Origin of the sequence: Pseudonocardia sp. TRM90224, from assembly GCF_021245725.1 — a bacterium.
In the GTDB taxonomy this organism is placed as follows: domain Bacteria; phylum Actinomycetota; class Actinomycetes; order Mycobacteriales; family Pseudonocardiaceae; genus Pseudonocardia.
This window is the reverse complement of sequence record NZ_JAJGSX010000007.1, coordinates 83,029-108,612: the sequence shown is the minus strand read 5'-3', so window position 1 is coordinate 108,612 and position 25,584 is coordinate 83,029. Positions and strand designations below refer to the sequence as shown.

At 72.2% G+C, this 25,584-nt stretch carries 22 protein-coding genes and 1 pseudogene; 12 read left to right on the top strand and 11 right to left on the bottom strand.

Features of this window, described 5'->3' with window-relative positions; translation table 11 throughout:
- Positions 1-3 precede the first annotated feature (3 nt).
- Genes LL648_RS13220 through LL648_RS13210 form a run of 3 tightly spaced genes read left to right on the top strand, consistent with a single transcriptional unit; the run spans position 4 to position 4,576 of the window.
- Positions 4-1,470, top strand: a complete 1,467-nt coding sequence (locus LL648_RS13220) for an aldehyde dehydrogenase family protein (protein ID WP_232662825.1) — start codon at positions 4-6, stop codon at positions 1,468-1,470.
- Positions 1,471-1,517: 47 nt separating this feature from the next.
- Positions 1,518-3,023, top strand: coding sequence for an APC family permease (locus tag LL648_RS13215; RefSeq protein WP_232662824.1), 1,506 nt, complete (start codon positions 1,518-1,520; stop codon positions 3,021-3,023).
- Positions 3,020-4,576 carry a GMC family oxidoreductase gene (locus LL648_RS13210; RefSeq protein ID WP_232662823.1) on the top strand — a complete coding sequence of 519 codons (1,557 nt, stop codon included), beginning with the start codon at positions 3,020-3,022 and terminating at the stop codon, positions 4,574-4,576. Before LL648_RS13215 ends, LL648_RS13210 begins: the two co-directional genes overlap by 4 nt.
- Before the next feature lie 116 nt (positions 4,577-4,692).
- On the opposite strand, the pseudogene LL648_RS13200 reads toward LL648_RS13210, so the two are convergent.
- Positions 4,693-6,060: pseudogene (locus LL648_RS13200) on the bottom strand (glycoside hydrolase family 6 protein).
- A gap of 171 nt (positions 6,061-6,231) precedes the next feature.
- Here LL648_RS13200 and LL648_RS13195 point away from each other — a divergent pair.
- The 3 genes from LL648_RS13195 to LL648_RS13185 all read left to right on the top strand — a co-directional run bounded on the left by LL648_RS13195 (position 6,232) and on the right by LL648_RS13185 (position 9,780).
- Positions 6,232-8,094: a putative nucleotidyltransferase substrate binding domain-containing protein gene (locus LL648_RS13195; protein ID WP_232662822.1), complete on the top strand. Its 1,863-nt coding sequence runs from the start codon at positions 6,232-6,234 to the stop codon at positions 8,092-8,094.
- Between the two features lie 103 nt (positions 8,095-8,197).
- Positions 8,198-8,566, top strand: a complete 369-nt coding sequence (locus tag LL648_RS13190; protein WP_232662821.1) for a YciI family protein — start codon at positions 8,198-8,200, stop codon at positions 8,564-8,566.
- Positions 8,563-9,780 (top strand): RNA polymerase sigma factor, encoded by a 1,218-nt coding sequence (locus tag LL648_RS13185; protein WP_232662820.1) that lies wholly within the window; start codon positions 8,563-8,565, stop codon positions 9,778-9,780. Before LL648_RS13190 ends, LL648_RS13185 begins: the two co-directional genes overlap by 4 nt.
- Positions 9,781-9,870: 90 nt before the next feature.
- On the opposite strand, the gene LL648_RS13180 is transcribed toward LL648_RS13185, so the two are convergent.
- Complete coding sequence (locus LL648_RS13180) at positions 9,871-10,395, bottom strand: MarR family winged helix-turn-helix transcriptional regulator (RefSeq protein WP_232662819.1); 525 nt, start codon at positions 10,393-10,395, stop codon at positions 9,871-9,873.
- 112 nt (positions 10,396-10,507) lie between these two features.
- Here LL648_RS13180 and LL648_RS13175 point away from each other — a divergent pair, with 112 nt between their 5' ends.
- Positions 10,508-11,161 (top strand): FMN-dependent NADH-azoreductase, encoded by a 654-nt coding sequence (locus tag LL648_RS13175; RefSeq protein WP_232662818.1) that lies wholly within the window; start codon positions 10,508-10,510, stop codon positions 11,159-11,161.
- Positions 11,162-11,205: 44 nt separating this feature from the next.
- Here the strand turns inward: LL648_RS13175 and LL648_RS13170 are convergent, their stop codons facing one another.
- From LL648_RS13170 to LL648_RS13145, 6 genes are read right to left on the bottom strand one after another with little or no spacing between them, the layout of a single operon-like run.
- The gene (locus tag LL648_RS13170) at positions 11,206-11,808 is read right to left on the bottom strand and encodes a trimeric intracellular cation channel family protein (protein WP_232662817.1); all 603 of its coding nucleotides are present in this window, start codon (positions 11,806-11,808) and stop codon (positions 11,206-11,208) included.
- A gap of 27 nt (positions 11,809-11,835) precedes the next feature.
- Entirely contained in the window at positions 11,836-13,365 is a 1,530-nt protein-coding gene (locus tag LL648_RS13165) for a tripartite tricarboxylate transporter permease (protein ID WP_232662816.1), read from the bottom strand.
- A gap of 12 nt (positions 13,366-13,377) precedes the next feature.
- A complete protein-coding gene (locus tag LL648_RS13160) occupies positions 13,378-13,878 on the bottom strand; it encodes a tripartite tricarboxylate transporter TctB family protein (protein ID WP_232662815.1) in 501 nt (166 codons plus the stop codon).
- Positions 13,878-14,861 (bottom strand): Bug family tripartite tricarboxylate transporter substrate binding protein, encoded by a 984-nt coding sequence (locus LL648_RS13155; protein WP_232662814.1) that lies wholly within the window; start codon positions 14,859-14,861, stop codon positions 13,878-13,880. The genes LL648_RS13160 and LL648_RS13155 overlap by 1 nt, the downstream gene beginning before the upstream one ends.
- Before the next feature lie 21 nt (positions 14,862-14,882).
- The gene (locus tag LL648_RS13150; RefSeq protein ID WP_232662813.1) at positions 14,883-16,184 is read right to left on the bottom strand and encodes a glucarate dehydratase family protein; all 1,302 of its coding nucleotides are present in this window, start codon (positions 16,182-16,184) and stop codon (positions 14,883-14,885) included.
- A gap of 14 nt (positions 16,185-16,198) precedes the next feature.
- On the bottom strand, positions 16,199-17,128 hold the full coding sequence (locus tag LL648_RS13145) for a 5-dehydro-4-deoxyglucarate dehydratase (RefSeq protein ID WP_308190313.1): 930 nt from the start codon (positions 17,126-17,128) through the stop codon (positions 16,199-16,201).
- 74 nt (positions 17,129-17,202) lie between these two features.
- Here LL648_RS13145 and LL648_RS13140 point away from each other — a divergent pair, with 74 nt between their 5' ends.
- The 4 genes from LL648_RS13140 (at position 17,203) to LL648_RS13125 (ending at position 20,177) form a co-directional block, all read left to right on the top strand.
- A complete protein-coding gene (locus LL648_RS13140) occupies positions 17,203-18,036 on the top strand; it encodes an IclR family transcriptional regulator (protein WP_232662812.1) in 834 nt (277 codons plus the stop codon).
- A gap of 2 nt (positions 18,037-18,038) precedes the next feature.
- A complete protein-coding gene (locus tag LL648_RS13135; protein ID WP_232662811.1) occupies positions 18,039-19,169 on the top strand; it encodes an L-talarate/galactarate dehydratase in 1,131 nt (376 codons plus the stop codon).
- A 76-nt stretch (positions 19,170-19,245) separates the two neighbouring features.
- Positions 19,246-19,605: a hypothetical protein gene (locus tag LL648_RS13130; protein WP_232662810.1), complete on the top strand. Its 360-nt coding sequence runs from the start codon at positions 19,246-19,248 to the stop codon at positions 19,603-19,605.
- Positions 19,602-20,177, top strand: a complete 576-nt coding sequence (locus LL648_RS13125) for a DUF3558 domain-containing protein (RefSeq protein WP_232662809.1) — start codon at positions 19,602-19,604, stop codon at positions 20,175-20,177. Before LL648_RS13130 ends, LL648_RS13125 begins: the two co-directional genes overlap by 4 nt.
- Before the next feature lie 366 nt (positions 20,178-20,543).
- Here the strand turns inward: LL648_RS13125 and LL648_RS13120 are convergent, their stop codons facing one another.
- The gene (locus tag LL648_RS13120) at positions 20,544-21,311 is read right to left on the bottom strand and encodes an AfsR/SARP family transcriptional regulator (protein WP_232662808.1); all 768 of its coding nucleotides are present in this window, start codon (positions 21,309-21,311) and stop codon (positions 20,544-20,546) included.
- Positions 21,308-21,706 carry a nuclear transport factor 2 family protein gene (locus LL648_RS13115; protein WP_232662807.1) on the bottom strand — a complete coding sequence of 133 codons (399 nt, stop codon included), beginning with the start codon at positions 21,704-21,706 and terminating at the stop codon, positions 21,308-21,310. The genes LL648_RS13120 and LL648_RS13115 overlap by 4 nt, the downstream gene beginning before the upstream one ends.
- Before the next feature lie 93 nt (positions 21,707-21,799).
- Between LL648_RS13115 and LL648_RS13110 the strand changes: the two genes are divergently transcribed.
- On the top strand, positions 21,800-23,980 hold the full coding sequence (locus LL648_RS13110; protein WP_232662806.1) for an ATP-binding protein: 2,181 nt from the start codon (positions 21,800-21,802) through the stop codon (positions 23,978-23,980).
- Between the two features lie 113 nt (positions 23,981-24,093).
- Here LL648_RS13110 and uxaC read toward each other — a convergent pair whose 3' ends face one another.
- Entirely contained in the window at positions 24,094-25,509 is a 1,416-nt protein-coding gene (gene uxaC, locus LL648_RS13105; RefSeq protein WP_232662805.1) for a glucuronate isomerase, read from the bottom strand.
- Between the last annotated feature and the right edge of the window lie 75 nt (positions 25,510-25,584).

The window sequence follows — 25,584 nt, the reverse complement described above, 5'->3', positions numbered from 1 at the left end:
CGCGTGCCCAGCCTCTACATCGACGGATCATGGACCGCGGGATCAGGCGGCAGCGCCGAGGTCATCAACCCGTTCGACGCGAGCGTCGTCGAGACGGTCGACCAGGCGGGCCCCGATGACGTCGAGCGCGCCGTCATCGCTGCTCGGACGGCCTTCGACACCGGGCCGTGGCGCACCACGTCGGCGCCTGAGCGCGGCGCGCTGCTGCGCCGGGTCGCCGAGCTGCTCGTGCGGGACAAGGAGGAGATCGCCCGCACCGAGACGCTCGACACCGGCAAGACCCTCGTCGAGAGCCGCATCGACGTCGACGACGTCACGGCGGTCTTCCGCTACTACGCCGACCTCGCCGACAAGGAGGCCGGCCGGATCGTCGACACCGGGCAGTCGAACGTGCTCGCCCGGGTGGTGCACGAGCCCGTCGGCGTCTGCGTGCTGATCACGCCGTGGAACTACCCGCTGCTGCAGCTGTCGTGGAAGGTCGCGCCGGCGCTCGCGGCCGGCAACACCTGCGTGATCAAGCCGAGCGAGGTCACGCCTCTCACCAGCATCCTGCTGGTGAAGCTCCTGGAGGAGGCGGGCGTCCCGCGCGGCGTGGTCAACATCGTGCTCGGCGACGGGCGCAGCGTCGGCGCGCCGCTCACCGAGCACGCGGCCGTCGACATGGTGAGCTTCACCGGCGGGCTCGCCACCGGGCAGGCGATCATCAGGGCGTCGGCGGCCACCGTGAAGCGGGTCGCGGTCGAGCTGGGCGGCAAGAACCCCAACATCGTCTTCGCCGACACCGACCTCGACCTCGCCGCCGACTGGGCGCTCACGGCCGTGTTCCTGCACGCCGGCCAGGTCTGCTCGGCCGGCGCGCGGCTCATCGTCGAGGACGCCCTGCACGACGACCTGGTGGCCGAGATCGGCCGGCGGGCCGAGCGCATCCGGCTCGGCAACGGCTTCGACGACAAGAGCGAGTCGGGCCCGCTGGTCTCCGCCGCGCACCGCGCCAAGATCGAGGACTTCGTGGCGTCGGCGCAGGCGGAGGGCGCGCGGCTCGTCGTCGGCGGCAAGCGGCCGGACGAGCCGGAGCTGCAGCAGGGCTTCTTCTACCGCCCGACCGTCTTCGCCGACGTGCGCCGCGACATGCGCGTGATCCGCGAGGAGACGTTCGGGCCGATCCTCACCGTCGAGCGGTTCAGCACCGAGGCCGAGGCGATCGAGCTGGGCAACGACACCGAGTACGGGCTGGCCGGGGCGGTGTGGACGGCCGACATGGGCCGCGCGCACCGAGTTGCGGGCGCGCTCAGACATGGCACGGTGTGGATCAACGACTACCACCCCTACGTCCCGGGGGCGGAGTGGGGCGGGTTCAAGAGGTCCGGCAACGGCAGGGAGCTGGGTCCGACCGGGCTCGCCGAGTACCAGGAGCACAAGCACGTGTGGCACAACACCGCACCAGCGCCGGCGCGGTGGTTCAAGGGTTGATACGTCGGTGTTGATTCGTCGGGGGCTGATCCCACGGAGGTGTTGCGATGACGCAGGACTCTGATGACCTGGCTGAATTCGGGTACAGCCAAACGCTCGACCGCAGCATCGGGAAGTTCGCCAGCTTCGCTGCGGGGATCAGCTACATATCGATCCTCACCGGAACGTTCCAGCTGTTCTACTTCGGGTTCAGCACGGGTGGGGCGCCGTACTGGTGGTCGTGGCCGCTGGTCTTCGCCGGCCAGCTGATGGTGGCGCTGAGCTTCGCGGAGCTCGCCGGGCGCTACCCGGTGGCGGGCTCGGTCTACAACTGGGCCAAGCGCCTGGGCAGCACCACCACCGGCTGGATGGCCGGCTGGATGATGCTCACGGCGTCGATCGTGACGATCTCCGCCGTCGTGCTGGCCTACCAGCTGGTGCTGCCCCAGATCTGGTCGGGCTTCCAGTTCGTCGGCAGCGCCGCCGAGGCGACCGACGCCGCGCTCAACGGGGTGATCCTCGGGACCATCTTGATCATCTTCACCACCGTGATCAACGCGGTCGGCGTCCGCCTGATGGCGCAGATCAACAGCGCCGGGGTGTTCATCGAGCTCATCGCGGCCGTCGCGATCATCATCGCGCTGGCGTTCAACATCGTGAACCCGCCGTCGGTGCTCTTCGACACCACCGGCTTCGGCGAGGGGACGGGCGGCTACCTCGGCACGTTCCTCATCGCGGCGCTCGCCTCCGCGTACGTCATGTACGGGTTCGACACGGCCAGCTCGCTCGGCGAGGAGACGGTCGACCCGCGCCGCACCGCGCCGACCGCGATCCTGCGTGCCGTCATCGCGTCGTTCGTGATCGGCGGGCTCATCCTGCTGCTCTGCATCCTCGCCGCGCCGAACCTCGCCGACCCCGCGCTCGGGCAGAAGAACGGCGGCGGCCAGCTGATCCTGCTGCAGGTGCTGGGCGGCCCGGTCGGCACGATCTTCCTGATCGCGATCACCATCGCGATCACCGTCTGCGCGCTGGCCGTGCACACCGCGGCGATCCGGCTGATGTTCGCGATGGCCCGCGACAACGCGCTGCCGGCCGGCGCGACGCTCGCGAAGATCGACCCCGTGCGCAAGACGCCGGTGATCCCGGCCGTGCTCATCGGCGTGCTCGCGATCATCATCCTGGTCGCCAACGCCGGCGTCCCCGAGGTGTTCACGGCGGTCACCAGCGTCGCGATCATCATGATCTACATCGCGTACCTGCTGGTCACGGTGCCCATGCTGCGCAAGCGGCTGCGTGGGGAGTGGCCGGACGAGGGCGCGGGCACCGGCTACTTCACGCTCGGCCGGTGGGGGCTGCCGGTGAACATCCTTGCGGTGGTCTGGGGCGCGGCGATGGCGATCAACCTCGCGTGGCCGCGGGAGGCCGTGTACGGCACCGGCTGGTTGAGCTGGATCGCGTTCATCTTCATCGGCATCGTCGCGCTCGGCGGGCTGGCCTGGTACCAGTTCCGCGGCCGCCACCACGTCGGCACGCTGCCGGAGCACATGGCGAAGAACCTGGAGCAAGCACCGTGAGCGAGTTCGACTACGTGATCGTCGGCGGTGGCTCCTCGGGCTGCGCGCTCGCCGCGCGGCTGTCGGAGGACCCGTCCGTGACGGTGTGCCTCCTGGAGGCGGGCCCGAGCGACGTCGGCGACCAGAACATCCTCAAGCTGACCGACTGGATGGCGCTGCTCGACTCCGGCTACGACTGGGACTACCTGGTCGAGCCGCAGGAGCGGGGCAACAGCTTCCTGCGCCACGCCAGGGCGAAGGTGTTGGGCGGGTGCTCGTCGCACAACTCGTGCATCGCGTTCTGGACGCCGCGCGAGGACCTCGACGAGTGGGCGGCGTCCGGGTGCGAGGGCTGGAGCGCCGACGAGTGCTTCCCGCTGCTGAAGCGGCTGGAGACCAACGACGGCGAGTGGGACGGCCACGGGCGCTCCGGCCCGGTCAACCTCATGCAGATCCCGGCCGACGACCCGTGCGGTGTCGCCGTGCTGGAGGCCGCGGCGGCCGTCGGGCTGCCGACCGTGCGGTTCAACGAGGGCACGACGGTGTGCGAGGGCGCCGGGTTCTTCCAGATCAACCAGCTGCCCGACGGCACGCGTGCCTCGGCGTCGGTGAGCTACCTGCACCCGATCATGGGCTCCCGACCCAACCTGGAGATCCGGACCGGGGCGTGGGCGTCGCGGGTGCTCTTCGGCGACGAGGACGGCGGCCGGCGCGCGACGGGCGTCGAGTACCAGCAGGACATCGGACCCGGCCGGCACACCGTCACGGCGCGGCGCGAAGTGGTGCTCTCCGCGGGCGCCATCGACACGCCGAAGCTGCTGATGCTCTCGGGCATCGGACCGTCGGCGCACCTGCGTGAGATGGGCGTCGAGGTGCTGGTGGACGCGCCCGGCGTCGGGGCGAACCTCGACGACCACGTCGAGGGCCTCGTCATGTGGGAGGCGACCCGGCCCATGGTCACCCGCTCCACGCAGTGGTGGGAGATCGGGCTGTTCACCCGCACCCGCGAGGGGCTCGACCGGCCCGACCTGATGATGCATTACGGCTCGGTCCCGTTCGACCTCAACACCGTGCGCTGGGGCTACCCGACCACCGACAACGGGTTCTGCCTCACCCCGAACGTCACGCGCGGGCGGTCGCGGGGCACGGTGCGGCTGCGGTCGCTCGACTTCCGCGACCGCGCGAAGGTCGACCCGCGCTACTTCACGGACCCCGAAGACCACGACATGACCGTCATGCTCGCCGGGGTGCGGCTGGCGCGGCGGATCGCGGAGCAGCCCGCGCTGAAGGACTGGGTGGCGCGCGAGCTCACCCCCGGCCCGGACGCCGTCACGGACGACGACCTCGTCGACTACATCCGCAAGACCCACAACACCGTCTACCACCCCGCGAGCACGGCGAAGATGGGTCCGGCGAGCGACCCGGACGCCGTCGTCGACCCGCAGCTGCGCGTGCGGGGGGTGACGGGGCTGCGGGTCGCGGACGCGTCGATCCTCCCGTTCCTGCCGGCGATCAACCCCAACATCACCTGCATGATGATCGGGGAGAAGGCGGCCGACCTGCTTCGCGCCTAGCGGCGCCCCGGCCACGGCGCTGGGGAGGGCAGGAAAGCCACTTTCCGGCCCTCACAGGGCAGGAAAGTGGCTTTCCTGCCCTCGCGTGCGGAACGCATGGGGCCGCCGGGGCCGCCCTACTGCTGGGGCCAGCGCCGCTCGTCGGGGAGGTCGACGTGGGGCCAGCTCGGGTCCTCGCCCGTCTGCTCCGCCCCTGTGCCTTCCGGCAGCGCGGGGGAGAGCTGCGCCTCGTCCGGCGGCCGCGTCGGGCCGGCGTTGCGCACCAGCTCGACGGCGAGGTCGGGGAACCAAGCTCCGGCGCGCGGGTCGTGCTTCCCGCGGACGGGGTCGATCGCGCCCGGCGGGTTCCAGCGGTTGCACTCGCCGTCGGAGTCGCCGGGGACCTTCACCCACAGGTAGGCGTCGAGCAGCGGGTTGCCGGTCCGGGTGGTCGGTTTGAACCCGAGGCCGCGGTCGGGCGGGTTGCACCACGTCTGCGGGTCACCCGGCGGGTGCGCGGCCGGTGGCGTCCAGGGGCCGCGGGCGTTGCGGCTGGTGTCGGCGACGTAGTGGGTGGTCGGGCGCGCCCTGCCGAGGCTGTCGGCGTACCACTTGTCGGTGAGGTGCCACGTGCTCTCGTCGTCGACCTTCGCGGGGTGGTACTGGCTAGCGCACTACTCGTAACGGCCGAGCCGCCATCCGCCGTCGTCCGGGTTGGCCGCGAAGGCGAGGCACGAGCTCACCCAGAGCGCGTAGCGGGCGTTGTAGGCGTCGGTCTCGAAGCTCGACACGTTCAGGAAGAACCCGTCGGTGCGGTCGACGCCGGCAGCGGCGAGCCGCTTGGCCGTGTCACCGGCACCGAGCCAGTGCAGGTGGGTGCCGTCGAGGTAAACCTTCGTGCCGGGCAGCTCGGTGACCATGTCGACGGCCCTGTTGAGCTGCGTGTAGCGCTCGGCGGCCGCGGTGGCCGGGTCGGCCTCCTTCGGCTGGCACCATTCCGGCTCGCCCTGGATGTTGCGGTGGTGCGGGATGATGCCCAGCCCGTCGGGTTCGAGCAGCACCACGGCCTTGCGGTTCTCGATGCCCCTGGCGAACGCGCCCATCCAATCGAGGTATTCCGCGGTATTCGTGGCGCCGCCCGCGGAGAACTGCGCGCAGTCGCGGAAAGGGATATTGTAGGCGACGAGCACCGGCACCTGGCCCAGCGCGGCCGCCGCGGTGGTGACCGTGCGCACCCGGCGCTCGATGCTCGCCGGCTTGTCGCCGGCGAGCCAGTACGCCTGCGGCGTGGTCACCATGTCGGTGAGCTTGGCGGCGAGCGCAACGTCACCACCTGCGGCAACCTCGGCGATGTGCTTGAGCGCCTCCGGTTTCGGCGGTGGCGTGAAGAACGTCGTCCCGGGCCTCAGAACGGGGTCGACCGCGGCGGGTGCGCCGAGCCCGCTGATGGCGACCGCGAGGGCCGCGGAGGAGGCCAGCAGGCCGTGCCGCGCAGGTCTGAACACGGATGCTGCCTTCCTCGCGGCGATAGCGCACAGTTTTCTGGACTCGGGGCCGCCGAGGAATGCCACGGGGGAGTGAAACACCTGTCAGCTGGATTGCGCTGACGATCGCATTCGAAAACGACCGCCCACCGGCGAATTCCGTTGCCGGGCCCGATGGGCGAGGATGGCGGCGTGGCCGACGAGGCGGAGTTCCTGCGCGCGCACCCGCCGTTCGACGGTCTCGAACCCGCCGAGCTGGCGGCGCTCGCCGCCACGGCCACGACCGAGGACCACCCCGCCGGGGCGTCGATCCTCGTGCGCGGCGAAGGCCCGCCGGAGCACGTGCGGGTGGTCCGCAGCGGGTCGGTCGAGATCGTGCACTCCGGGCGCGTGCTCGACCTGCTCGGCCCCGGCGAGCTGTTCGGCCACGCCGCGATGCTCGCCGGGCTGCCGATCGGGTTCACCGCCGTCGCGCACGGCCCGACGACGTGCCTGCGGCTGCCCGCCGCCGCGGTCCGCGACCTGCTCGGCCGACCGGCCGGCCTGCGGTACGTCGCCCGCTCGCTGCTGGCCCCGACACTGCTCGCGGCTGCCCGTCCCGACAGCGGCCCCGACAGCGGGCCCGACGCCGCGCAACGCCCGGTCCGCGAGCTGATCAGGGCGCCCTTGTGCACGGTGCCGGCGGAGACCTCGATCCGCGAGGCCGCGCAGCGGATGACCGGGTGCGGCGCCACGGCCGTCGTGGTGCCCCTCGGCGACGGTCCACCGGGAAACGGCCGCCTCGGCATCCTCACCGACCGCGACCTGCGCACCGTCATCGCCGACGGCACCGACACCGCGGCGCCCGTCCGGCTCGCGATGAGCGCTCCGGCGTGGACCACGGCCGCCGACCGGCTCGGCGGCGAGGTGCTGCTCGACATGCTCGACCGCGGCGTGCGCCACGTGCCCGTGCTCGACGCGACGGGCCGGCTGCTCGGTGTGCTGGAGGACGCCGACGTCGTCGCCGCGACCACCCGCAGCAGCTTCGGGCTGCGTGCAGCGATCGCGCGGGCCGCGACCGTGCCCGAGCTGGTGGCTGCCGCGCAGGGGCTCACCGCGACCGTGATCGCCCTGCACGACGCGAAGGTCGCGGCGAGCGACATCGCCGGCATCACGTCGGTGGTCGTCGACGCGTTGACCAGGCGGCTCATCGAGCTGGTCGTCGCCGAGCTGGGCAACCCGCCGCGCCCGCTCACCTGGCTCGCGCTGGGCAGTCTCGCGCGCCGCGAGGCCGTGCCGTCGTCCGACGTGGACAGCGGGCTCGTCTGGGTCGGGCCCGCCGACGAGGACGAGGCGGAGACCTACGGGCGGACACTGGCGGAGCGGGTCCTCGACGGGCTCGCCGCGGCCGGGTTCCGGGCCGATTCCAACGGGGCGGTCGCGAGCAACCGGCTCTTCGCGCGCTCGTACGAGGCGTGGCAGGCGGCCGCGCGCGGCTGGCTCACCGATCCGGCGCAGACCAAGGCGCCGATCTTCGTCTCGCTCATGGTGGACGCGCGCCCGGTGTGGGGGCTGCGTGTCGACCCCGCAGTCCCCGACGTCTTCCGCAACGCGCGGCGCCACCCCGACCTGCTGCGGCTCCTCGGGAAGTACGCGCTGGCCCACCGGCCGCCGACGGGCTTCCTCCGCGACTTCGTCGTCGAGCACACCGGTCGGCGCCGCGGCCGGCTCGACCTGAAGTCCGGCGGTCTGGTCCCGATCGTCGACCTCGCCAGGTGGGCCGGGATGGCCGCGGGCGTCACCAGCGCGTCGACGCCGGCACGGCTGCGTGCCGCGGTTGCGGCGGGCACGCTCGACGCCGGCGCCGCCGCGACCCTCGAAGAGGCGTTCCACCTGGTGCTGCAGCTGCGGCTGGCGCACCAGGTCGAGCAGCTGCGCGCCGGCGAGGTCCCCGACGACCTCGTGCGCCCGCGGGACCTCTCCGCCGTCACCCGGGCGTCGCTGCGCGAGGCGTTCCGAGCGGTGGCCGCCGTGCAGCGGCGGATCGCGGGGGAGCTGGAGCAGGGCGTGCGCTGAGACGCACTACGGTCCGTGTCGAGAGTCCGTGTCGAGATCGGCCACCCGGCTCCGACCCTGCGGTGTCCACCGCGGGTGCGGTGGTCGACCACGAGGAGAAGCGATGAAGTACCTGCTGATCATGCACCAGAACCCGGCCGTGTTCGACGCCCTGACCGGGGAGCAGCGCAACGCGGTCATGGAGGGGCACGGCGCGTTCATGGAGGCGATCAAGGAGTCCGGCGAGATGATCGGGACGCAGGCGCTGGGCGACCCGGCGAACACCGTCGTGGTGAGCGTCCGCAACGGCTCGACCGTCGTCACCGACGGGCCCTACGTCGAGGCGAAGGAGTACATCGGCGGCTTCTACTTCGTCGACGTCGAGAGCGAGGAACGCGCCTACGAGCTGGCCGCGATGATCCCCGACGCGGCCATAGAGGGGCTGGGCATCGAGGTCCGGCCGGTCATGTTCTCCGCCGGCATGGAGATGTGACGGGCACCCGCATCGAGGACCTGCTGCGCGAGCTCGCGCCGCAGGTCCTCGGCGTGCTCGTGCGCCGCCACGGCCAGTTCGACGCGTGCGAGGACGCCGTGCAGGAGGCCTTGCTGGCCGCCTCCACGCAGTGGCCGGGGGACGGCCTGCCGGACAACCCGCGCGCCTGGCTGCTGACGGTCGCGACGCGGCGGCTGACCGACGAGTGGCGCAGCGAGAGCGCGCGACGGCGGCGCGAGGCGGAGCTGGCCGTCCTGGATCCCGAGCCGGTCGGCGCCGGTCCCGGCGAGGCGGCGGCGCCGGTCGACGACAGCCTCACGCTGCTCCTGCTGTGCTGCCACCCCGCGCTCTCGCCGCCGTCGCAGATCGCGCTCACGCTGCGTGCCGTCGGCGGTCTGACGACCGCGGAGATCGCGCACGCGTTCTTCGTGCCGGAGGCCACGATGGCGCAGCGCATCAGCCGCGCCAAGAAGTCGATCAAGCAGGCGGACGGGTTCCACCTGCCGGCCGGGACCGAACGCCTCCCCGAGGTGCTGCACGTCCTGTACCTGATCTTCAACGAGGGCTACACCGCGTCGTCCGGCGCCGACCTGCACCGTCCCGAGCTGGCCACGGAGGCGATCCGGCTCACCCGGAAACTGCGCGCGGCGCTGCCCGAGGACGGCGAGGTGACAGGGCTGCTCGCGCTCATGCTGCTGACCGACGCCCGGCGCGCGGCCCGCACCGGCGCGGACGGCAGCCTGGTCCCACTCGCCGACCAGGACCGGGCCCGCTGGGACCATGCGCAGATCGCCGAAGGCGTCGCGCTGATCAGCGGCGCGCTCGCGACCGCCGCGGTCGGTCCGTACCAGCTGCAGGCCGCGATAGCGGCGGTGCACGCCGAGGCCGCGCGCGACGAGGACACCGACTGGGCGCAGATCGTCGTGCTGTACGGGGTGCTGGAGACGATCGCGCCGAATCCGATGGTCACGCTCAACCACGCGGTCGCCGTCGCGAAGGCGCAGGACCCGGCGGCCGGGCTTGCGCTGCTGGAGCCGCTGGAGAAGGACGAGCGCGTCTCGCGCCACCACCGCCTGCACGCCGTGCGCGGCTACCTCCAGGAGCTGATCGGCGACAGGGCCGGCGCGCTGGCCTCCTACCTCGAGGCCGCCCGCCGCACCACGAGCCTCCCCGAGCGCGCCTACCTCGAACGCAAGGCCGCCGCGCTGCGCTAGAACCCCGAACTTCCCCACCGTTTTGTGCACTTGCGCGCCCTGGAGGCGCGCAGATGCACAAAACGGTGGGGAACTTCTACGGGGGTCGGGTCAGCGGCGGCGCTTGCGCCGCGTGGGTGCGGCGGGCGGGCCCGCGGGGCCTGCCGAGTCGAGCATGTCGGCGACGTCGCACGCGTTGTGCTGCTGCTCGCCGCGGGTGGCGAGGCGGTGCAGGAGGGTGCGCAGCACCTCGCGCTCCTCCGGCTCCAGGGCGCCGAGCAGGTGCTCCTCGGCCTCACGCAGGCTCCGTTCGAGCTGGCAGAGGCGCTCGGTGCCCGCGTCGGTCAGCTCGATCCGGCGGGCCCTGCGGTCGGCCGGATCGGGGACGCGCGCGACGAGCCCGGCGCCCTCGAGGTCGTCGATCAAGTAGGTCATCACCGTGCGGTCGACGCCGAGGTACTTCGCGAGCGCCAGCTGGCTGTTCAGCTCGGGGTCGGACGCGGAGGCCAGCACCTGGTAGCCGCGCGGGCCACCGGGGATACCGGCCAGGCGCGCGTCGGCCATGCGCAGGTACGTGCGCATCACCGTGCCGAGCGCCCAACCGAGATCGGTCTCGACGCCGGCGGGGGTGGTCACACGTCGAGCATACCGGGAATGCGACCTGGGCTACTGTCTGTTGACACGATCGTCTGCAAAGCAGAACATCGTCTGGACAGCACAACCACGCACTTGGAGTAGTGGAGAAGTCATGACGCTCTTCCGTCTCGACAGCAGCATCCGCCAGCAGGGTTCGGTGAGCCGCCAGGTCGCCGACACGTTGGAGAAGGCGTGGACCGGCCGGCACCCGGAAGGCACGGTCGTCCGCAGGGACCTGACCGCCGAGCCGCTCCCGCCGACCGCGTGGACCTCGGCCGCGGCCGGCGTCTACGACCCGCAGGCCCCACGCTCGCCGCAGCACGCGGCCGCCGCCGCGCTGTCGGTCGCGCTAGTGGACGAGCTGCTCGCGTCCGACGTGATCGTGGTCGCGACCTCGCTCTACAACTTCGGCGTCTCGCAGCACCTGAAGAACTGGATCGACCTCGTGCTGCTCGACCCCCGCGCGCAGGCGGGCGGCAAGCTGCTCGGCGACCGTCCCGTCACGCTCGTGATCGCGCGCGGCGGCGGCTACGGCGCCGGCACGCCCCGCGAGGGCTGGGACCACGCGACGCCCTACCTCGTCCGGATCCTCTCCGACGTGCTCGGCGCCGACGTCACCGTCGTCGAGGCCGAGCTGACCCTCGCCGACGTCACGCCGGCGATGGCCGAGCTGCGCCCGCTCGCGGCCGAATCGCTCTCGCAGGCCCACGAGCGCGCAGCGGAGCGCGGTCGCGCGCTGGCGGACCTGGTCGGCGCGGGCGTCTGACCGTCAAACTCCGATCGGTGCCTCTCACCATCGAGGGCGACGCGTCAGAGGTGGCCGGCCACCGGCGCGTTCCAGTGGCGCCAGAGCGCCAGCACGCGCACGGTGGCGACGAGTGCGGCCGCCGCGAGGGTCACCGGCCCGGAGGGGAGCCCGAGCCGGTGACCCGCGACCACGACGGCGGCGCCGCCCGCGGCCGCGAGCGCGTAGATCTCGCGGCGCAGGACGGTCGGCACCTCGTTGAGCAGCACGTCGCGCAGCATGCCGCCGCCGACGCCGGTGATCACCCCGACCAGCGCGGCGGTGACGGCCGGCGCGCCCGTCCCGAGCGCGGCGACGGTGCCGGTGGTCGCGAAGAGCGCCAGTCCCAGCGCGTCGAGGAGCTGGACGCCGCGGCGCAGCCGGGCCACCGCCGGGTGCCAGCGGAACACCAGCAGCGCCACCACGGCCGGAACCAGCAGGTAAGGCCACTGCCGCAGCGTGCTCGGCGGTGTGACGCCGATCAGCACGTCGCGCACGACGCCGCCGCCCAGCGCCGTCACGGCCGCCAGCACGATCACCCCGAACACGTCCAGCCTGGCGTGCACGGCGGCCAGCGCGCCGGACGCGGCGAACACCGCGACACCGATGAGGTCGAGAACGACGAGCACGGGCGACAGTAACCGTCGACAACGACGTTATGGCTCTTTTGTGGGCCCCGGAACAGCCAAAACGTCGTTGTCGACGGTCTTCCGGTGGCTGCGGCGGCGCAGCGCCGCCACGACGACGATCACCACGACCGCGCCGAGCAGCACGCCGGAGATCGGCCGGCCCGCGAACCCGGCCAGGTCACCGTGGAAGATCCGCATCGACTGCCGGAACGACGTCTCCAGCAGCGTCCCCAGCACGAACGCGAGCACCAGCGGGCCCGGCTCCAGCCCGACCTTCTTCATCAGGTAGCCCAGCACCCCGAACACGGCGACGGCGAGCATGTCGAACACGCTCATCCGCACCGTGTAGACGCCGATCATGGTGATCAGCACGGTCAGCGGGGCGAGGATCGCGGTGCGCACCGCGAGGACCCGCACGAAGATCCCGATCAGCGGCACGCTCATGATCAGCAGCAGCAGGTTCCCGACGTACATCGAGTCGATGACACCCCAGAACACGTCGGGGTGCTGCCCGATCAGCAGCGGGCCCGGCGTGATGCCGTGCAGCAGCAGCGCGCCGAACATGATCGCCATCGTCCCGTTGGCCGGGATGCCCAGCGTGAGCAGTGGGATGAACGACGACGTCGCGGCGGCGTTGTTGGCCGTCTCCGGTCCTGCGACGCCCTCGATGGCGCCCTTGCCGAACCGGCTGGGGTCCTTCGCCCTGCGCTTCTCCACCGCGTACGCGACCAGCGAGGACATCGTCGCGCCACCGCCGGGCAGCACGCCGAGCACGAACCCGACGACCGAGCCGCGCCCGACCGCGGCCCGCGCGTCGCGCCAGTCCTGCCGCGACGGCCACGCCCGTCCGATCGGCGGCGGCTTCGGGTTCGTCCCGCGGTGCTGCTCCAGGTTGAACAGGATCTCGCCGATCCCGAACAGGCCCATCGCGACGACGACGAAGTCGATCCCGTCGGCCAGCTCGTCGCTGCCGAACGTGAAGCGCTCGGTCGCGACGATCGGGTCGCGGCCCACGGTCGCGAGCAGCAGCCCGATCGCGGCCGCGAGCAGGCTCGCCCGCACCGAGCCGCCGCCCAGCGTCGTGACCAGCAGGATGCCCAGGACGGCCAAGGCGGTGTACTCGGGCGGCCCGAAGCTCAACGCCGCGCCTGCCACGAGCGGCGCCAGGAACGTCAGCCCGAGGATCGCGACCGTGCCGCCGATGAACGAGCCGATCGCCGCGATCCCGAGCGCGGCGCCCGCTCTGCCGTTGCGCGCCATCTGGTAACCGTCGATCGCCGTGACCACCGTCGACGCCTCACCGGGCAGCCGCAGCAGCACCGACGTGATCGTGCCGCCGTACTGCGCGCCGTAGAAGATCCCGGCGAGCATGATGATCGCCGAGGCCGGCTCGATCGTGTACGTGATCGGCAGCAGCACCGCGATCGTCGCGGCCGGCCCGAGCCCGGGCAGGACGCCCACGAGCATGCCGAGGGTCACGCCGAGCAGGCAGTAGAGCAGGTTCGCCGGCTCGAAGGCGACGGAGAAGCCGGCCAGTGCCGGCCCGATGACGTCCATGGATCCCCGGCCTCAGAACGCGATCAGCCGAGGCAGCGAGACGCCCAGCGCAACTACGAACAGCAGGTAGGCCGCCGCCGTCGCGCCCACCGTGACCAGCAGCGACGTCAGCAGCGGCTCCTTGCCGATCACGGTGAGCCACAGCATCAGCAGCAGCGCCGTGGGGATCTCGAACCCGATCCGCTCGAACGCCCACGCGTAGGCCAGCAGCGACACCGCGCCGAGCAGCACGACCGCGCTGCCGCGGGTGAACGGGTCGCTCTCGGTGGCGTGCCCCGCTGCGACGAGCAGCGCGACCGACGACAGCACCATCACCACGCTCACGACGAGCGGCCACAGCCCCGGACCCGGCTCGGAGAGCGTGCCCACCCGCATGCCCCACGCCGTCCAGCCCGCGAGCAGGCCGACGGCGAGCGAGACGACCGCCGCGACCGCCGTCGTCCGCGATCGGCCGGCCGGGGCCGTGACCTGCTCCTGGACCTCCTCCTGGACCTCCTCCTGCTCCTGATCCATCAGGATTCCTTGAACGTGATCCCGGACGCCGCGATCACGTCGGCGTAGCCCTTCTTCGCCGCCTCGAGGTGCGGGATCACCTGGTCGGCCGGGTCGGTCCACGGGCTGATGTAGTTCTTCTCCAGGAACTCCGTGTATCGCGGGTCCTGCTGCGCCGTGGCGACGGCCTTCTGCAGCGTCGCGAGCGCCTCGGGGGCGAGCCCGGCCGGCGCGGCGAGGAAGCGGCGCTGGTCGACGACCACGTCGTAGCCGAGCTCCTTCGCCGTCGGGACGTCCTTCAGGAACGGGATCCTCGCCTCGGAGAACACCGCCAGTGGGCGCAGCGCGCCAGCGTCGACCTGCGGCGCGGCCTCGGCGATCTGGATCACTGCGGCGTCCACCTGGCTGCCGAGCAACGCCGTGATCGTCGGCGCCCCGCCGTCGAACGGCACGTCGGTGGCGTCGACCTTCGCCGCGCCGAACAGCAGCGCCTGGGCGAGCTGGCTCCCGGTGCCGGCGCCGGTGGTGCCGTAGGAGAGCCGGCCCGCCCCGACGAGATCGGCCACCGTGCGGTGCGGCGACGCCGCCGGCACGACCAGCACGTAGTCCTCGACGGTCAGCGGCGCGACCACCGTCATCTGGTCGAACCGGATCGCGTCCGGGTCGTCCACGGCGAGCGGCGTGATCGACATCAGCGACTTGAACAGCATGACGAGCCGGTGCCCGTCCGGGCTGCTGCCCAGCACCTCCTTGCCGCCGACGGCGCCGTTCGCCCCGGGCTTGTTGACCACCGGTACGGACGTGCCGAGCGGCTTCTCCACCGCCCGCGCGACCGCCCGCCCGATGAGGTCGCTGCTGCCGCCCGCGCTGGACGGGACGGTCAGCTCGACGGGTTTGGTGGGGAAGCCGGCCGCGTCGCGCGCGGCGCTACCGCCTTGAACGCCTCCGCACGCGGTCAGCGCGACGGCCGTGCCTGCCAACAGCGCCACGATGCGCCTGTGCATGGTCTGCTCCGATCGGTGGGGTCACCAGCGAGGCATCGCCGGCTGGGTCCATTCGGGTCGAGCCACCCGCATCGCCGAGACGTCGTCGCGGTTGCGCACGTCGCCGGCCTTCCAGCGCTCGTGGAAGCGGGCGAGGTTGTCGCGGTCCAGCTCGATCCCGAGCCCGGGGGCGTCGGACACGTCCACGCAGCCGCCGCTGAACGTGTGCGGCTCGGTGATCACGTCCTCGGTCTGCCACGGCCGGTGCGTGTCGCAGGCGTAGAGCAGGTCGGGGACCGTGCTCGCGACGTGCGTCATCGCGGCCAGGCTGATGCCGAGGTGGGTGTTGGAGTGCATCGAGAGGCCCACGCCGAACGTCCGGCAGAGCGCCGCCAGCTCGCGGGTGGCCACCAGCCCGCCCCAGAAGTGGTGGTCCGAGAGCACCACCTGCACGGCGTCGGCCGCGAACGCGGCCGGGACCTCGGCGAACGTCGTGACGCACATGTTGGTCGCGAGCGGGACGCCGGTCTTGCGGTAGACCTCGGACATCCCGGTCACGCCGAGCGTCGGGTCCTCCAGGTACTCCACGACGTTGGCCAGCTCGTTCGCCACCGAGATGCCGGTCGCGACCGACCACGCGCCGTTCGGGTCGAGCCGCAGCGGCGCCTCCGGGAAGGCTGCGCGCAACGCGTTGATCGCCGCGATCTCCTCCTCGGGCGGGAACACGCCACCCTTGAGCTTGAACGACGTGAAGCCGTACCGGTCGGCGAACCGCTGGGCCTGCGCCACGACACCGTCCGGGTCGAGCGCATCGCCCCAGTCGTCGGCGGGCGCGTCCGGGACGGGGTGCTCGGCCCACCGGTAGAAGAGGTATCCGCTGTACTCGACGCGGTCGCGGACCTTGCCGCCCAGCAGCGCGTGCACGGGGAGGCCGGTGGTGCGCCCGAGCGCGTCGAGCGCGGCGACCTCGAACGCCGAGACGACGCTCGCGGTCAGCTTCGTGCTGGTCCGCACCCCACGCAGGCCGCCGACGTCGAGCCGGGTCGACTCCGGCGCGCTCGAATCGCCGCCGACGAGCGTGCCGAGCCGGTTCAGGCAGCTCAGCGGCTGACCGACGACGGCGACGGCGAGCCGTTCCGCGATCGTGAGGTAGTCGGTGTCGCCGTAGGTCTCGCCGACGCCGGTGACGCCGGCGTCCGTCTCCAGCTCGACGATCATCCGCGGCGTGTACGGCTGGTGCACGCCCTGGGTGTTGAGCAGCGGCGGGTCGCCGATCAGGATCGGGGTGACCGTCGCTCGGGTGATCGTGGGCCCGGAAGTGGTTGGCCCAGAACTGACTGGCACGGAACTGGCTCCCGTCATCGCGTTGCTCCTACGAGGCCGAGACCGGCGTCGAGCAGGGCCTCCAGCTCGGTGGTCTCGTCCGGGGTGGGATCGGTCAGCGGTGCCCGCACTCGCCCGACGCGCTCGCCGCGCAGCCTGGCGGCCGCCTTGACCAGCGAGACCGCGTAGCCGGCCCGCCTGTCGCGCAGCTCGACCAATGGCCAGTAGAAGCCGCGCAGCAGCTTCTCCATCGTGTCGTCGTCGTGTGCGGCGAAGGCGCGGAAGAACGCGGAGGCGATCTCCGGCGCGAACGAGTGCACGGCCGACGAGTAGGCGGGGACGCCGATGGTGCGGTAGGCGCGGGCCTGCATCTCCGCGGTGGCGGCGCCGTTGAAGAAGAGCCAGTCAGGGGGTGCGGCGAGCCGGGCGCGCTGCAGCTGGTCGAGGTCGCTGTGGCCGTCCTTGAGGCCGATCACGCCGTGCACCCCGCCGAGCTCGGCGATCGCGGCGGCGCTGAAGCGCACCTGCCCGCGCTGGTAGACGATCAGCGGCAGGGCCGTGCGCGCCGCGACCTCGCGGACCTGCGCGACGAGCCCGAGCTGAGGCGCCTCGACGAGGTAGTGCGGCATGAGCAGCCCGGCGTCGACGCCCGCGCGCTCGGCGGCGGCGGCGAACCGCGACGCCTGCGCCCAGCCGTAGCCCAGGCCCGCGACGACCGGAACGCGCCCGCCGACCTCGGCGACCGCCGCGGTGAGCAGCTGCTCGTACTCGGGCTCGGCGAGCGAGAAGAACTCGCCCGTCCCGCAGCAGACGAAGAGCGCCGCGGGACCGGCCGCGACCTGGCGCCCCACGTGGTCGCGGAAACCCGCGATGTCGATCTCGCCGTCCTCGGTGAAGGAGGTCAGCGGGAAGGACAGCACCGACCGTCCCATCGCCTCGCGCAAGCGTGCCGCTGCATCCGCCACTCGGTCGTCTCCATATATAGACAGCATCTACGTGTGAATCTGGACGCTAAGCATGTGTTGCTATGCTGTCAAGCGTGGCCGAGCCTGAAGACCTGGACGTAGAGAGCGGTGCCGACCGGCTGCCGGGCGTGCGTGAGGTGAAATCCGCGGCGCGCACCGTCGAGCTGCTGGAGCTGCTCGCGTCCCGGCAGAATCGTCCCGCGCGGCTGCGTGAGCTGAGCGAGGGCCTCGGGGCGCCGCGCAGCAGCATCTACGCGCTCATCCGGACGCTCGTGGAGCGCGGCTGGGTGCGCACCGACCCGACCGGCACGCAGTACAGCATCGGGATCAGGGCGCTGCTCGCCGGCACGACCTACCTCGACACCGACCCGTACGTGCGCATCGCCGCGCCGCACATCAACGAGCTCGGCGCCGCGCTCGGCGAGACGATCCACTTCGGCCGGCTCGACCGCGTCGACATCGTCTACCTGGCCACGAAGGAATCGACGCAGTACATGCGGCCCTTCAGCCGGGTCGGGCGCACGCTGCCGGCGTTCAGCACGTCGATGGGCAAGGCGCTGCTCGCCGAGCGGTTGGGGGCGATCGACCCGCACCTGCCCGATCAGCTGACCCCGCTCACCCCGAACACGATCATCGAGAAGGAAGCGCTGGTCGCCGACCTCCGGCGGACGCGGGAGCGCGGCTACTCGATCGACAACGAGGAGAACTACGTCGGCGTCGTGTGCTTCGGGCTGCCACTGCGGTACGCGAGCCCTGCCGCCGACGCGATCAGCTGCTCGGTGCCGGTGACGCGCCTGCGGGACGGTCGCGAGCGGGAGATCATCGCCGCGATGGAGCAGACGCGGCTCGCGATCGAGCAGATGGCGCCGGTCGACCTGGCCGCGCCCGTCGACTTCACGGGGATCTGAGGGTGACCGACGGGGCGATCGTGTGGGTCCGGCTGTCGTCGGTGACGCTGCCGCTGAGCACGCCGATCAGCGACGCCAAGGTGCTGACGGGCCGGCAGCGGCCGATGACGGAGATCGCGTTCCTCTTCGCCGAGATCGTCACCGAAGGCGGGCACAGCGGCGTCGGGTTCGGCTACTCGAAGCGGGCCGGCGGGCCGGGACAGTACGCGCACGCCGTCGAGATCGCGCCCGACCTGATCGGTGAGGACGCCAGCGACATCGCGCGGATCGTCGAGAAGCTGCTGTGGGCGGGGGCGTCGGTGGGCCGCAGCGGGCTCGCGACGCAGGCGATCGCCGCGATCGACGTCGCGCTGTGGGACCTGAAGGCGAAACGGGCCGGGCTGTCGCTCGCGAAGCTGCTCGGGGCGCACCGCGATTCCGTGCGCTGCTACAACACCTCCGGCGGGTTCCTGCACACGCCGATCGAGGAGGTGCTGGAGAACGCGACGGAGTCGCTGAAGCGCGGCATCGGCGGCATCAAGATCAAGGTGGGGCACCCGGACGCGGCCGTCGACCTCGCGCGGGTGACGGCGGTGCGCTCGCACCTCGGCGACGGCGTGCCGCTCATGGTCGACGCGAACCAGCAGTGGGACCGGCGCAGCGCCCTGCGGATGGGCCGCGCGTTCGAGGACCTCGACCTGACCTGGATCGAGGAGCCGCTCGACGCGTACGACGCCGAGGGGCACGCCGCCCTCGCCCGCGCGCTGGACACCCCGATCGCGACCGGCGAGATGCTCACGAGCGTCGCAGAGCACTGGGAGCTGATCAGGGCGGGCGCCGCCGACGTCGTGCAGCCCGACGCGCCGAGGATCGGCGGCATCACCCCGTTCCTGCGCCTCGCCGCCCTCGCCGAGCACCACCGCCTGCAGCTCGCGCCGCACTTCGCCATGGAGATACACCTGCACCTGGCCGCGGCGTACGGCCTGGAGCCGTGGGTGGAGCACTTCGAGTGGCTCGAACCGCTCTTCGACGAGAGCCTGCAGATCAGCGACGGCCGCATGCTCGTCCCCGACCGACCCGGCATCGGCGTGACGATCTCGGAACAGGCGCGGGCCTGGACGGTGGCCTCGGCGGAATTCGGAAAACAGCCATAGGGATCCTTTCAGGGCCTCTTTACGGGTTTCTCCGAAACGGCCCGGCGGGCCGTGGTCGAGTTCTATCCTCCTCGGCATGGCTGACTCACCCGGGCCTTTCCGGCCCAAGCTCGATGCTGCCGTGGCGTCGGTGGCGATGCAGGTCAACCGCGACAACGTGCTGAAGGCACGCGCGGTGCTGATGGCGGAGGCGGATCGGCTGGACGACGTCCTCACCAACGCGCGAAACAACAACCCTGGAATCGGTCTTTGCGGTGGTGATCCAGTTTCCCGGGATGCGCAGGCCGCATTCAATGAGCGCATCGAAGCACTGTTCGAAGGATGCAAGCAGTACAACAGCGATCTCCGTGAGGCGGCGAGTGCGTTAGACGAAACCGCGAGGTTCTACGGCTACACGGACGATGAGATCGCCAACTCCTACCGGCCGCGTGGATGAGGGCACGTGCAATCCCGACGTTCGCTGTCGTGGCGGCAGCGTTGATCGTCAGCTCCTGTTCGCCGGCGCCCGTCGTCGGCGTGCCCACAGCCCACAGCCCAGGGGGCGCGTCCTTACCGCCGCGGCCGGGCGACATCGTGATCGACGGCCTCGATCCGTGCTCCCTGTTGGCCGACGAGCAGCTCATCCAGCTCGACGTCGGTATATCGGCGAATCGGGAGCCGCGGCGGGATGGCAGGAGAACGTGCCAATGGAGACACACGCCCGATGAGCCGAGGGAGGGATACGTCGTGGAGATCCACATCGCGTACGGCGCGGAAGTCATGCTGCGCAACCCGCTCGGGGCGGACGTCATCCGTGTGGCCGGCTTTCCGGCAGTCGAGACGCAGACCCTCTACGCCCCACGCGAGGAAACCTGCCAGATCTTTCTCGACGTCGCCGCGGGCCGGACCATCCAGGTCTCGTACGACTACCTCGGCAACCTGCCGATGATTCGCGAGGTGGCGTGCAAGAAGGCGCGTACGGCCGCCGAGTTCGTGATACAGACTCTCCTCACCCGCGCCGGCGGCTGAACGAACGGCGCTCCCGTGGTGACGGGAGGGCAGGAAAGCCAGTTTCCGGCCCTCACAGGGCAGGAAAGTGGCTTTCCTGCCCTCCCACGCCCGCCCAGCCACCGGCCCGTGGGTGGTTCGAGCTCGGGTGTGGCGTCCTCGCAGAGCTCGTTGTGTCCTCGCAGAGCGTGGGCGGTCTGCGACGACGCACTCAGGTCTGCGAGGACACATCCAGGTCTGCGCGGTCATGCCCGGTCGCACCCGACCGCCGGCCGGGTGCGGGCGGGTAGTCGGGGGGTGCCAGGAAAGTGGCTTTCCTGTCCTGCGGCGCCAGGAAAGTGGCTTTCCTGGCAACGCGTGCGTCGCGCACACATCCCGTCGTCCAGCTCACCCCGCCCGCCGCACCGATGCGGCGGCGAGGGTGGGGTCGTGGCGGAGCATGCGCACCTCCATCGCCGCGACGGAGGGGGTCGGGTCGAGGCCGAGCGTTTCGGCCAGGTGGCGGCGGAGTTGCGCGAGCTCGTGGAGCGCGTCGGCCTGCCGGCCCGCACGGTAGAGGGCGTGCGCGAGCAGGGAGCGGATGTGTTCGTGCTGGGGGTGTCTGGTGGCGAGCGCGCCCAGCTCGCCGACCGGGGCCTGGGCGGCGTCGAGGTGGAGCTGGGCGTCGAGCCGGCGGATGGTGAGGTCGAGGTGGTGCTCGTCGAGGCGACGGCCCTCGGCCTCGGCGAACGGGAAGGTGCGCAGGTCGGCCAGCGCCGGTCCCGTCCAGTGGTCGAGCGCGGCCGTGGTGGCGGCGACGACCTCGTCCGGCCGGCCGTGCCGGGCCGCGGCGTCGGCGTACCGGGTGAGGGTTCGGACGCTGCAGAGGTCGGTCGCCTCGCCCGCGAGGCGGTAGCCGCCGCAGGCGCGTTCGAGGTGGTGTCCGTGCGGGCCGAGTGACGCGCGCGTGCGGGAGACCAGCACCCGCAGCCGGGCGGGCTCGCTCCGGCCGGGCCGGGTCCACAGGTCGCGGTGCAGGTCGCCGTCGAGCACGGGGTGCCCGCCCGCGACGGCGAGCCGCACGAGCAGCGCACGCTCCATCGATCGCGCGAGGTCGATCCGCAGCCCTGCCGCCCGGATGACGGTCGGGCCGAGCACCGTGATCCCGAGGGTCATGCGGCCGGCGCGTCCAGCGCCGCTTGCATGGCCTCGACGTCGACGTGGACGTGGTAGGAGCGCAGCTTCCCGTCTTCGAGCTGCCAGATGTGGATCTCGCGGACGTGGAACGGGGCGCCGGTGGCGTGCACGGTCCCGCGGGTGTGGCCGATCTGGACGATGTGCTGGCCGGAGTCGTAGAGCTGCTCGGTCTCGACGGCGGGGTCGAGGTGGGTGAGCAGGCTGCCGAGGAACGCGAAGAACCCGTCGGGGCCGCGGCGGGTGCCGCCCCACGGCAGCGCCGCGCTCTGCTCCATCACGAAGGCGGGGTGGATCGCTGCGCGGATCGTGTCCAGGTCGCGGCGCGCGAACGCCGCGTACAGGTCGCGGACGATGTCGAGGTCGGATCGGGCCATCGGGTGCTCCAGGGTGTTCGACGATGGTGACGTCGGGAGCGTGCCGGTGGGGCGGGTGCGGCAACACCGACAGCGTCCCGGACACTTCGAACTGTGCGAGAGGCGTTCGGGGAGCGGCTGCGCGAGCTGCGTGAGCGGGCCGGCCTCACGCAGGAGGAGCTGGCCGAACGGGCCGAGCTCAGCGTCGACGCCGTCAGCGCCCTCGAGCGCGGTACGCGCAAACGCCCGTACCGCCACACCCGCGACGCGCTCGCGGCCGCGCTGGGTGTGCCGCCGGACGAGCGCCGCGAATGGGACGAGGCGATCCCCACGCGCGCCCCGCTCGCGTCGCTGCCGGCGCCGGCGAACCCGATGCTGGGCCGCGTCGACGACGTAGGGCGAGTGACCGATCTGCTCACCCGCTCCCGGCTGGTGACGATCACGGGGCCGGGTGGGGTCGGCAAGACCCGCGCGGCGGTGGACATCGCGGCCCGGTGCGCCGCCGATCACGCCGACGGGGTCGTGTTCGTCGCGCTGTCGCGGGTCACGCGTCCCGGCGACGTGCTGGCCGCGATCGCCACCGCGCTCGGGCTGACCGAGGCCAGGCAGCGCGGCACCCGCGACGCACTTGCCGCCCACCTGCGCCGTCGCCACCTCCTGCTGGTGCTGGACAACGTCGAGCACGTGGTCGATTGCGCGCCCGACCTGGCCGACCTGCTCGCCGCCACCACGCGCCTGACACTGCTGGCGACGAGCCGGGCACCCCTGCGCATCGCCGGTGAGGCCGTCCACCGGCTCGACGGCCTCGCCGCCACCGATGCCGCGGAGCTGTTCCTCGCCCGGGCGGAGGCGGCGACCGGGCAGGCCGTCGTCGACGACCCCGAGCTCGTGGACGAGCTGTGCCGCCGGCTCGACCGGTTGCCGCTGGCGATCGAGCTCGCCGCCGCGGCGACCCGCCTGCTGAGCCCGGCCCAGCAGCTCGCCCGGCTCGACGCGGTGACGGCGCTGCGCGGCCCCCGCGACCTGGAACCGCGCCAGCAGACCGTGCGCGACACCGTGCGCTGGAGCGTCGAGCTGGTCACCGACGCCGAGCGCGAGCTGCTGCGCGCCGCGGGGGTGTTCATCGGCAGCTGGTCGCTCGACGCGGCTGCGGCCATGATCGGGGGCGATCCCGACGCCGTCCTCGCGCAGCACCACGGCCTGATCGAGCACAGCCTGATCGTCCGGGCGCCGGTTGCGCAGCCCCGGTTCGGGATGCTGGAGACCGTGCGGGCTTTCATGCTCGACGAGGCTGCGAACGCCGGCACGCTGGACGCCGCGCGCGACCGGCACGCCGAGGTCACCACCGGGTTGCTCGAGGCGGCCGCCCCGCAGCTGTGGAGCCCGGACTGCGCCGAGACGCTCGACGAGCTCGCCCACGACCAGCCGAACATCATCGCTGCGCTGCGGCACCTGCTGCGCCGTGGTGACGTCGACCGGCTCGCCGCAGCTGCGCACAGGGGCTGGCTGCTGTGGGTCGTCCGCGGGCACCTGCACGACCTGCACGAGCTCGCCACGACAGCGCTGCGGGATCCGCAGCTCTCCGCGACGACGCGTTCCCGGCTGCACCTCGTCGCGGGCTGCACCGCCCTCCCGCGCGGGGCGCTCGCCGAGGCGGCCGAGCACTGCGCCGCGGCCGCCGCCATCGCGGACGACTCCACCGAGCGGGCGTGGGCCCTGATCTGGCAGGCGACCGCCGAGTCCTACCGGGCCGCCGCCGACCGCGCCGCGGCCCTGGTGGCGCAGGCCCGTCAGGCCTCCGCCGACCCGCACGCCGAGTCCTGCGCCGTGATCGTCGACGCGCACATCGGGCTGCTGCGCGGCGACGTCGCCGCCGTCGACGCGGACTTCACGGCGCAGCTGCCGCTCGTCGAAGCGCGCGGCGCGCCCTGGCCGCTCGCCGTCACGCTCGGGATGGCCGGACGGACCGCCGCGCTGCTGGACGATCCGCAACGGGCCACCCCGCTGCTGCACCGGTCGCTCGCCCTCTTCACCGAGCTCCGCGACACGTGGGGCATGGCCCACCAGCTCGTCCACGTCGCCGACGTCGCCGCCCAGCGCGGCGACTTCACGCAGGCCGCCCAGCTCTACGGCGCCTTCGACGCCGTCACCGAGGACATCGGCACCCAGGTGTTCGCCGTCTGGCAGGACATCAGCGACCGCTGGCAGGCGACCACGCTGCACGCGCTGGGCATCGACACGTTCACCGCCCTGCGCAGGCAGGGCCGGACGATGCCGCCGACGGCGATCATCTAACCCGGCACGGCCAGCGTCGGGCTGGGGGAGGGCAGGAAAGTGGCTTTCCGGCCCTGTGAGGGCAGGAAAGTGGCTTTCCTGCCCTCGCGTGGGGGACGGCACGCGTCCCGGCGTCACCGCCGCCGGTAGCTCTCCTTCGGCAGCGTGTAGGTCAGGTCGCGGATTGTTTCGACCGCCTCGTCCATCGGGAGGCGGTGCTCGCCGACGAGGCGGGCGAGGAAGCCGGCGTCGATGCGGCGGGCGAGGTCGTGGCGGGCGGGGATGGAGACGAACGCGCGGGTGTCGTCGACGAAGCCGGTCGTGTTGTAGAAGCCGGCGGTGTCGGTGATCGCCTCCCGGAAGCGGCGCATGCCGTCGGGGGTGTCGAGGAACCACCACGGCGCCCCGAGGCGCATCGCCGGGTACACCCCCGCGAGCGGGGCCAGCTCGCGCGCGTAGATCGTCTCGTCGACGGTGAAGACGATCAGGCGGAAGCGCGGGTCGCGTCCGAACGACTCGAGCACGGGCCGCAGGTTGCGGGTGAACTCGGCGGCCACGGGGATGTCGAAGCCGCGGTCGGGGCCGAACTGGGCGTGCGCGTCGCTGTCGTGGTTGCGCAGCACGCCGGGGTGCAGCTGCATGACGAGCCCGTCCTCGCAGCTCATCCTGGCCATCTCGTGCAGCATGTGCCCCGAGAACGCCGCCGCGTCGGACGCCACGACGTCGCCGGCGAGCGCCGCCGCGTAGACACGGGCCGCCTCCTCGTCCGACAGGGGAGTGGTGTCGGCGCCGAGGTGGCCGTGGTCGGTCGCGAGCGCCCCGGCCTCGACAAACGTGCGCCGCCGCGCCCGCAACGCGTCGAGGAAGCCCGCGTACGTCCCGGTGTCCACGCCGCTCAGCTCCGCGAGCTGCTCGATCTCCGCGCGCCAGTGCTCGTGGTCGACGTGCAGCAGCGCGTCGGGCCGGAACGTCGGGATGACCTTCTCGCCCCAGCCCTGCTCGCGCAGCACCGCGTGGTCGGGCAGCGTCGAGAGCGGCGAGTCGGTGGTGGCCAGCACCTCGATGTTGAAGCGCTCGAAGAGCGCCTTCGGCAGGAAGTCGGGCTTCGCGAGCTGCTCGGCGAGGTGGTCGTACAAGGCGTCGGCGGTCTCGGCGCTCGGGTGCACCGTCACGCCGAAGACGTCGGCGAGCTCGTGCTCGATCCAGTACCGCGTCGGGGTGCCGCGGAAGAGGTGCCATCCCGAGCAGAAGCGCCGCCAGATCTCCCGCGGATCGGTCTCGACGGCCCCGCCGCGCGTCGACGGCACCCCGAGCTCGCGCAGGTCGGCGCCCTGGGACACCAGCATGCGCAGCAGGTAGTGGTCGGGCACCACGAACAGGCTCGCCGGGTCGCCGAACGGCCGGTCCTGCGCGAGCACGGCGGCGTCGACGTGGCCGTGCATGCACACCAGCGGCAGGTCGCGGACCTCCTGGTAGAGCGTGCGCGCGACCGCACGCGTCGCAGGGTCGGCGGGCAGCGCCCGATCGTCGTCGAGCAGCAAGGGACGCATTCGACCTCCAACGTCAGTTATGAAAAGGATTGCAACACGAAGCATCACAGCGCAAGACGCTGGGTCTTGACGTGA

What these genes read in the sequence shown, in the direction of transcription:
- LL648_RS13215 (WP_232662824.1), top strand. Translation starts at nt 1,518, where the DNA reads ATGACGCAGGACTCTGATGACCTGGCTGAATTCGGGTACAGCCAAACG.
- LL648_RS13190 (WP_232662821.1), top strand. Translation starts at nt 8,198, where the DNA reads ATGAAGTACCTGCTGATCATGCACCAGAACCCGGCCGTGTTCGACGCC.
- LL648_RS13175 (WP_232662818.1), top strand. Translation starts at nt 10,508, where the DNA reads ATGACGCTCTTCCGTCTCGACAGCAGCATCCGCCAGCAGGGTTCGGTG.
- LL648_RS13165 (WP_232662816.1), bottom strand. Translation starts at nt 13,365, where the DNA reads ATGGACGTCATCGGGCCGGCACTGGCCGGCTTCTCCGTCGCCTTCGAG.
- LL648_RS13160 (WP_232662815.1), bottom strand. Translation starts at nt 13,878, where the DNA reads ATGGATCAGGAGCAGGAGGAGGTCCAGGAGGAGGTCCAGGAGCAGGTC.
- LL648_RS13155 (WP_232662814.1), bottom strand. Translation starts at nt 14,861, where the DNA reads ATGCACAGGCGCATCGTGGCGCTGTTGGCAGGCACGGCCGTCGCGCTG.
- LL648_RS13130 (WP_232662810.1), top strand. Translation starts at nt 19,246, where the DNA reads ATGGCTGACTCACCCGGGCCTTTCCGGCCCAAGCTCGATGCTGCCGTG.
- LL648_RS13125 (WP_232662809.1), top strand. Translation starts at nt 19,602, where the DNA reads ATGAGGGCACGTGCAATCCCGACGTTCGCTGTCGTGGCGGCAGCGTTG.
- LL648_RS13120 (WP_232662808.1), bottom strand. Translation starts at nt 21,311, where the DNA reads ATGACCCTCGGGATCACGGTGCTCGGCCCGACCGTCATCCGGGCGGCA.
- LL648_RS13115 (WP_232662807.1), bottom strand. Translation starts at nt 21,706, where the DNA reads ATGGCCCGATCCGACCTCGACATCGTCCGCGACCTGTACGCGGCGTTC.
- uxaC (WP_232662805.1), bottom strand. Translation starts at nt 25,509, where the DNA reads ATGCGTCCCTTGCTGCTCGACGACGATCGGGCGCTGCCCGCCGACCCT.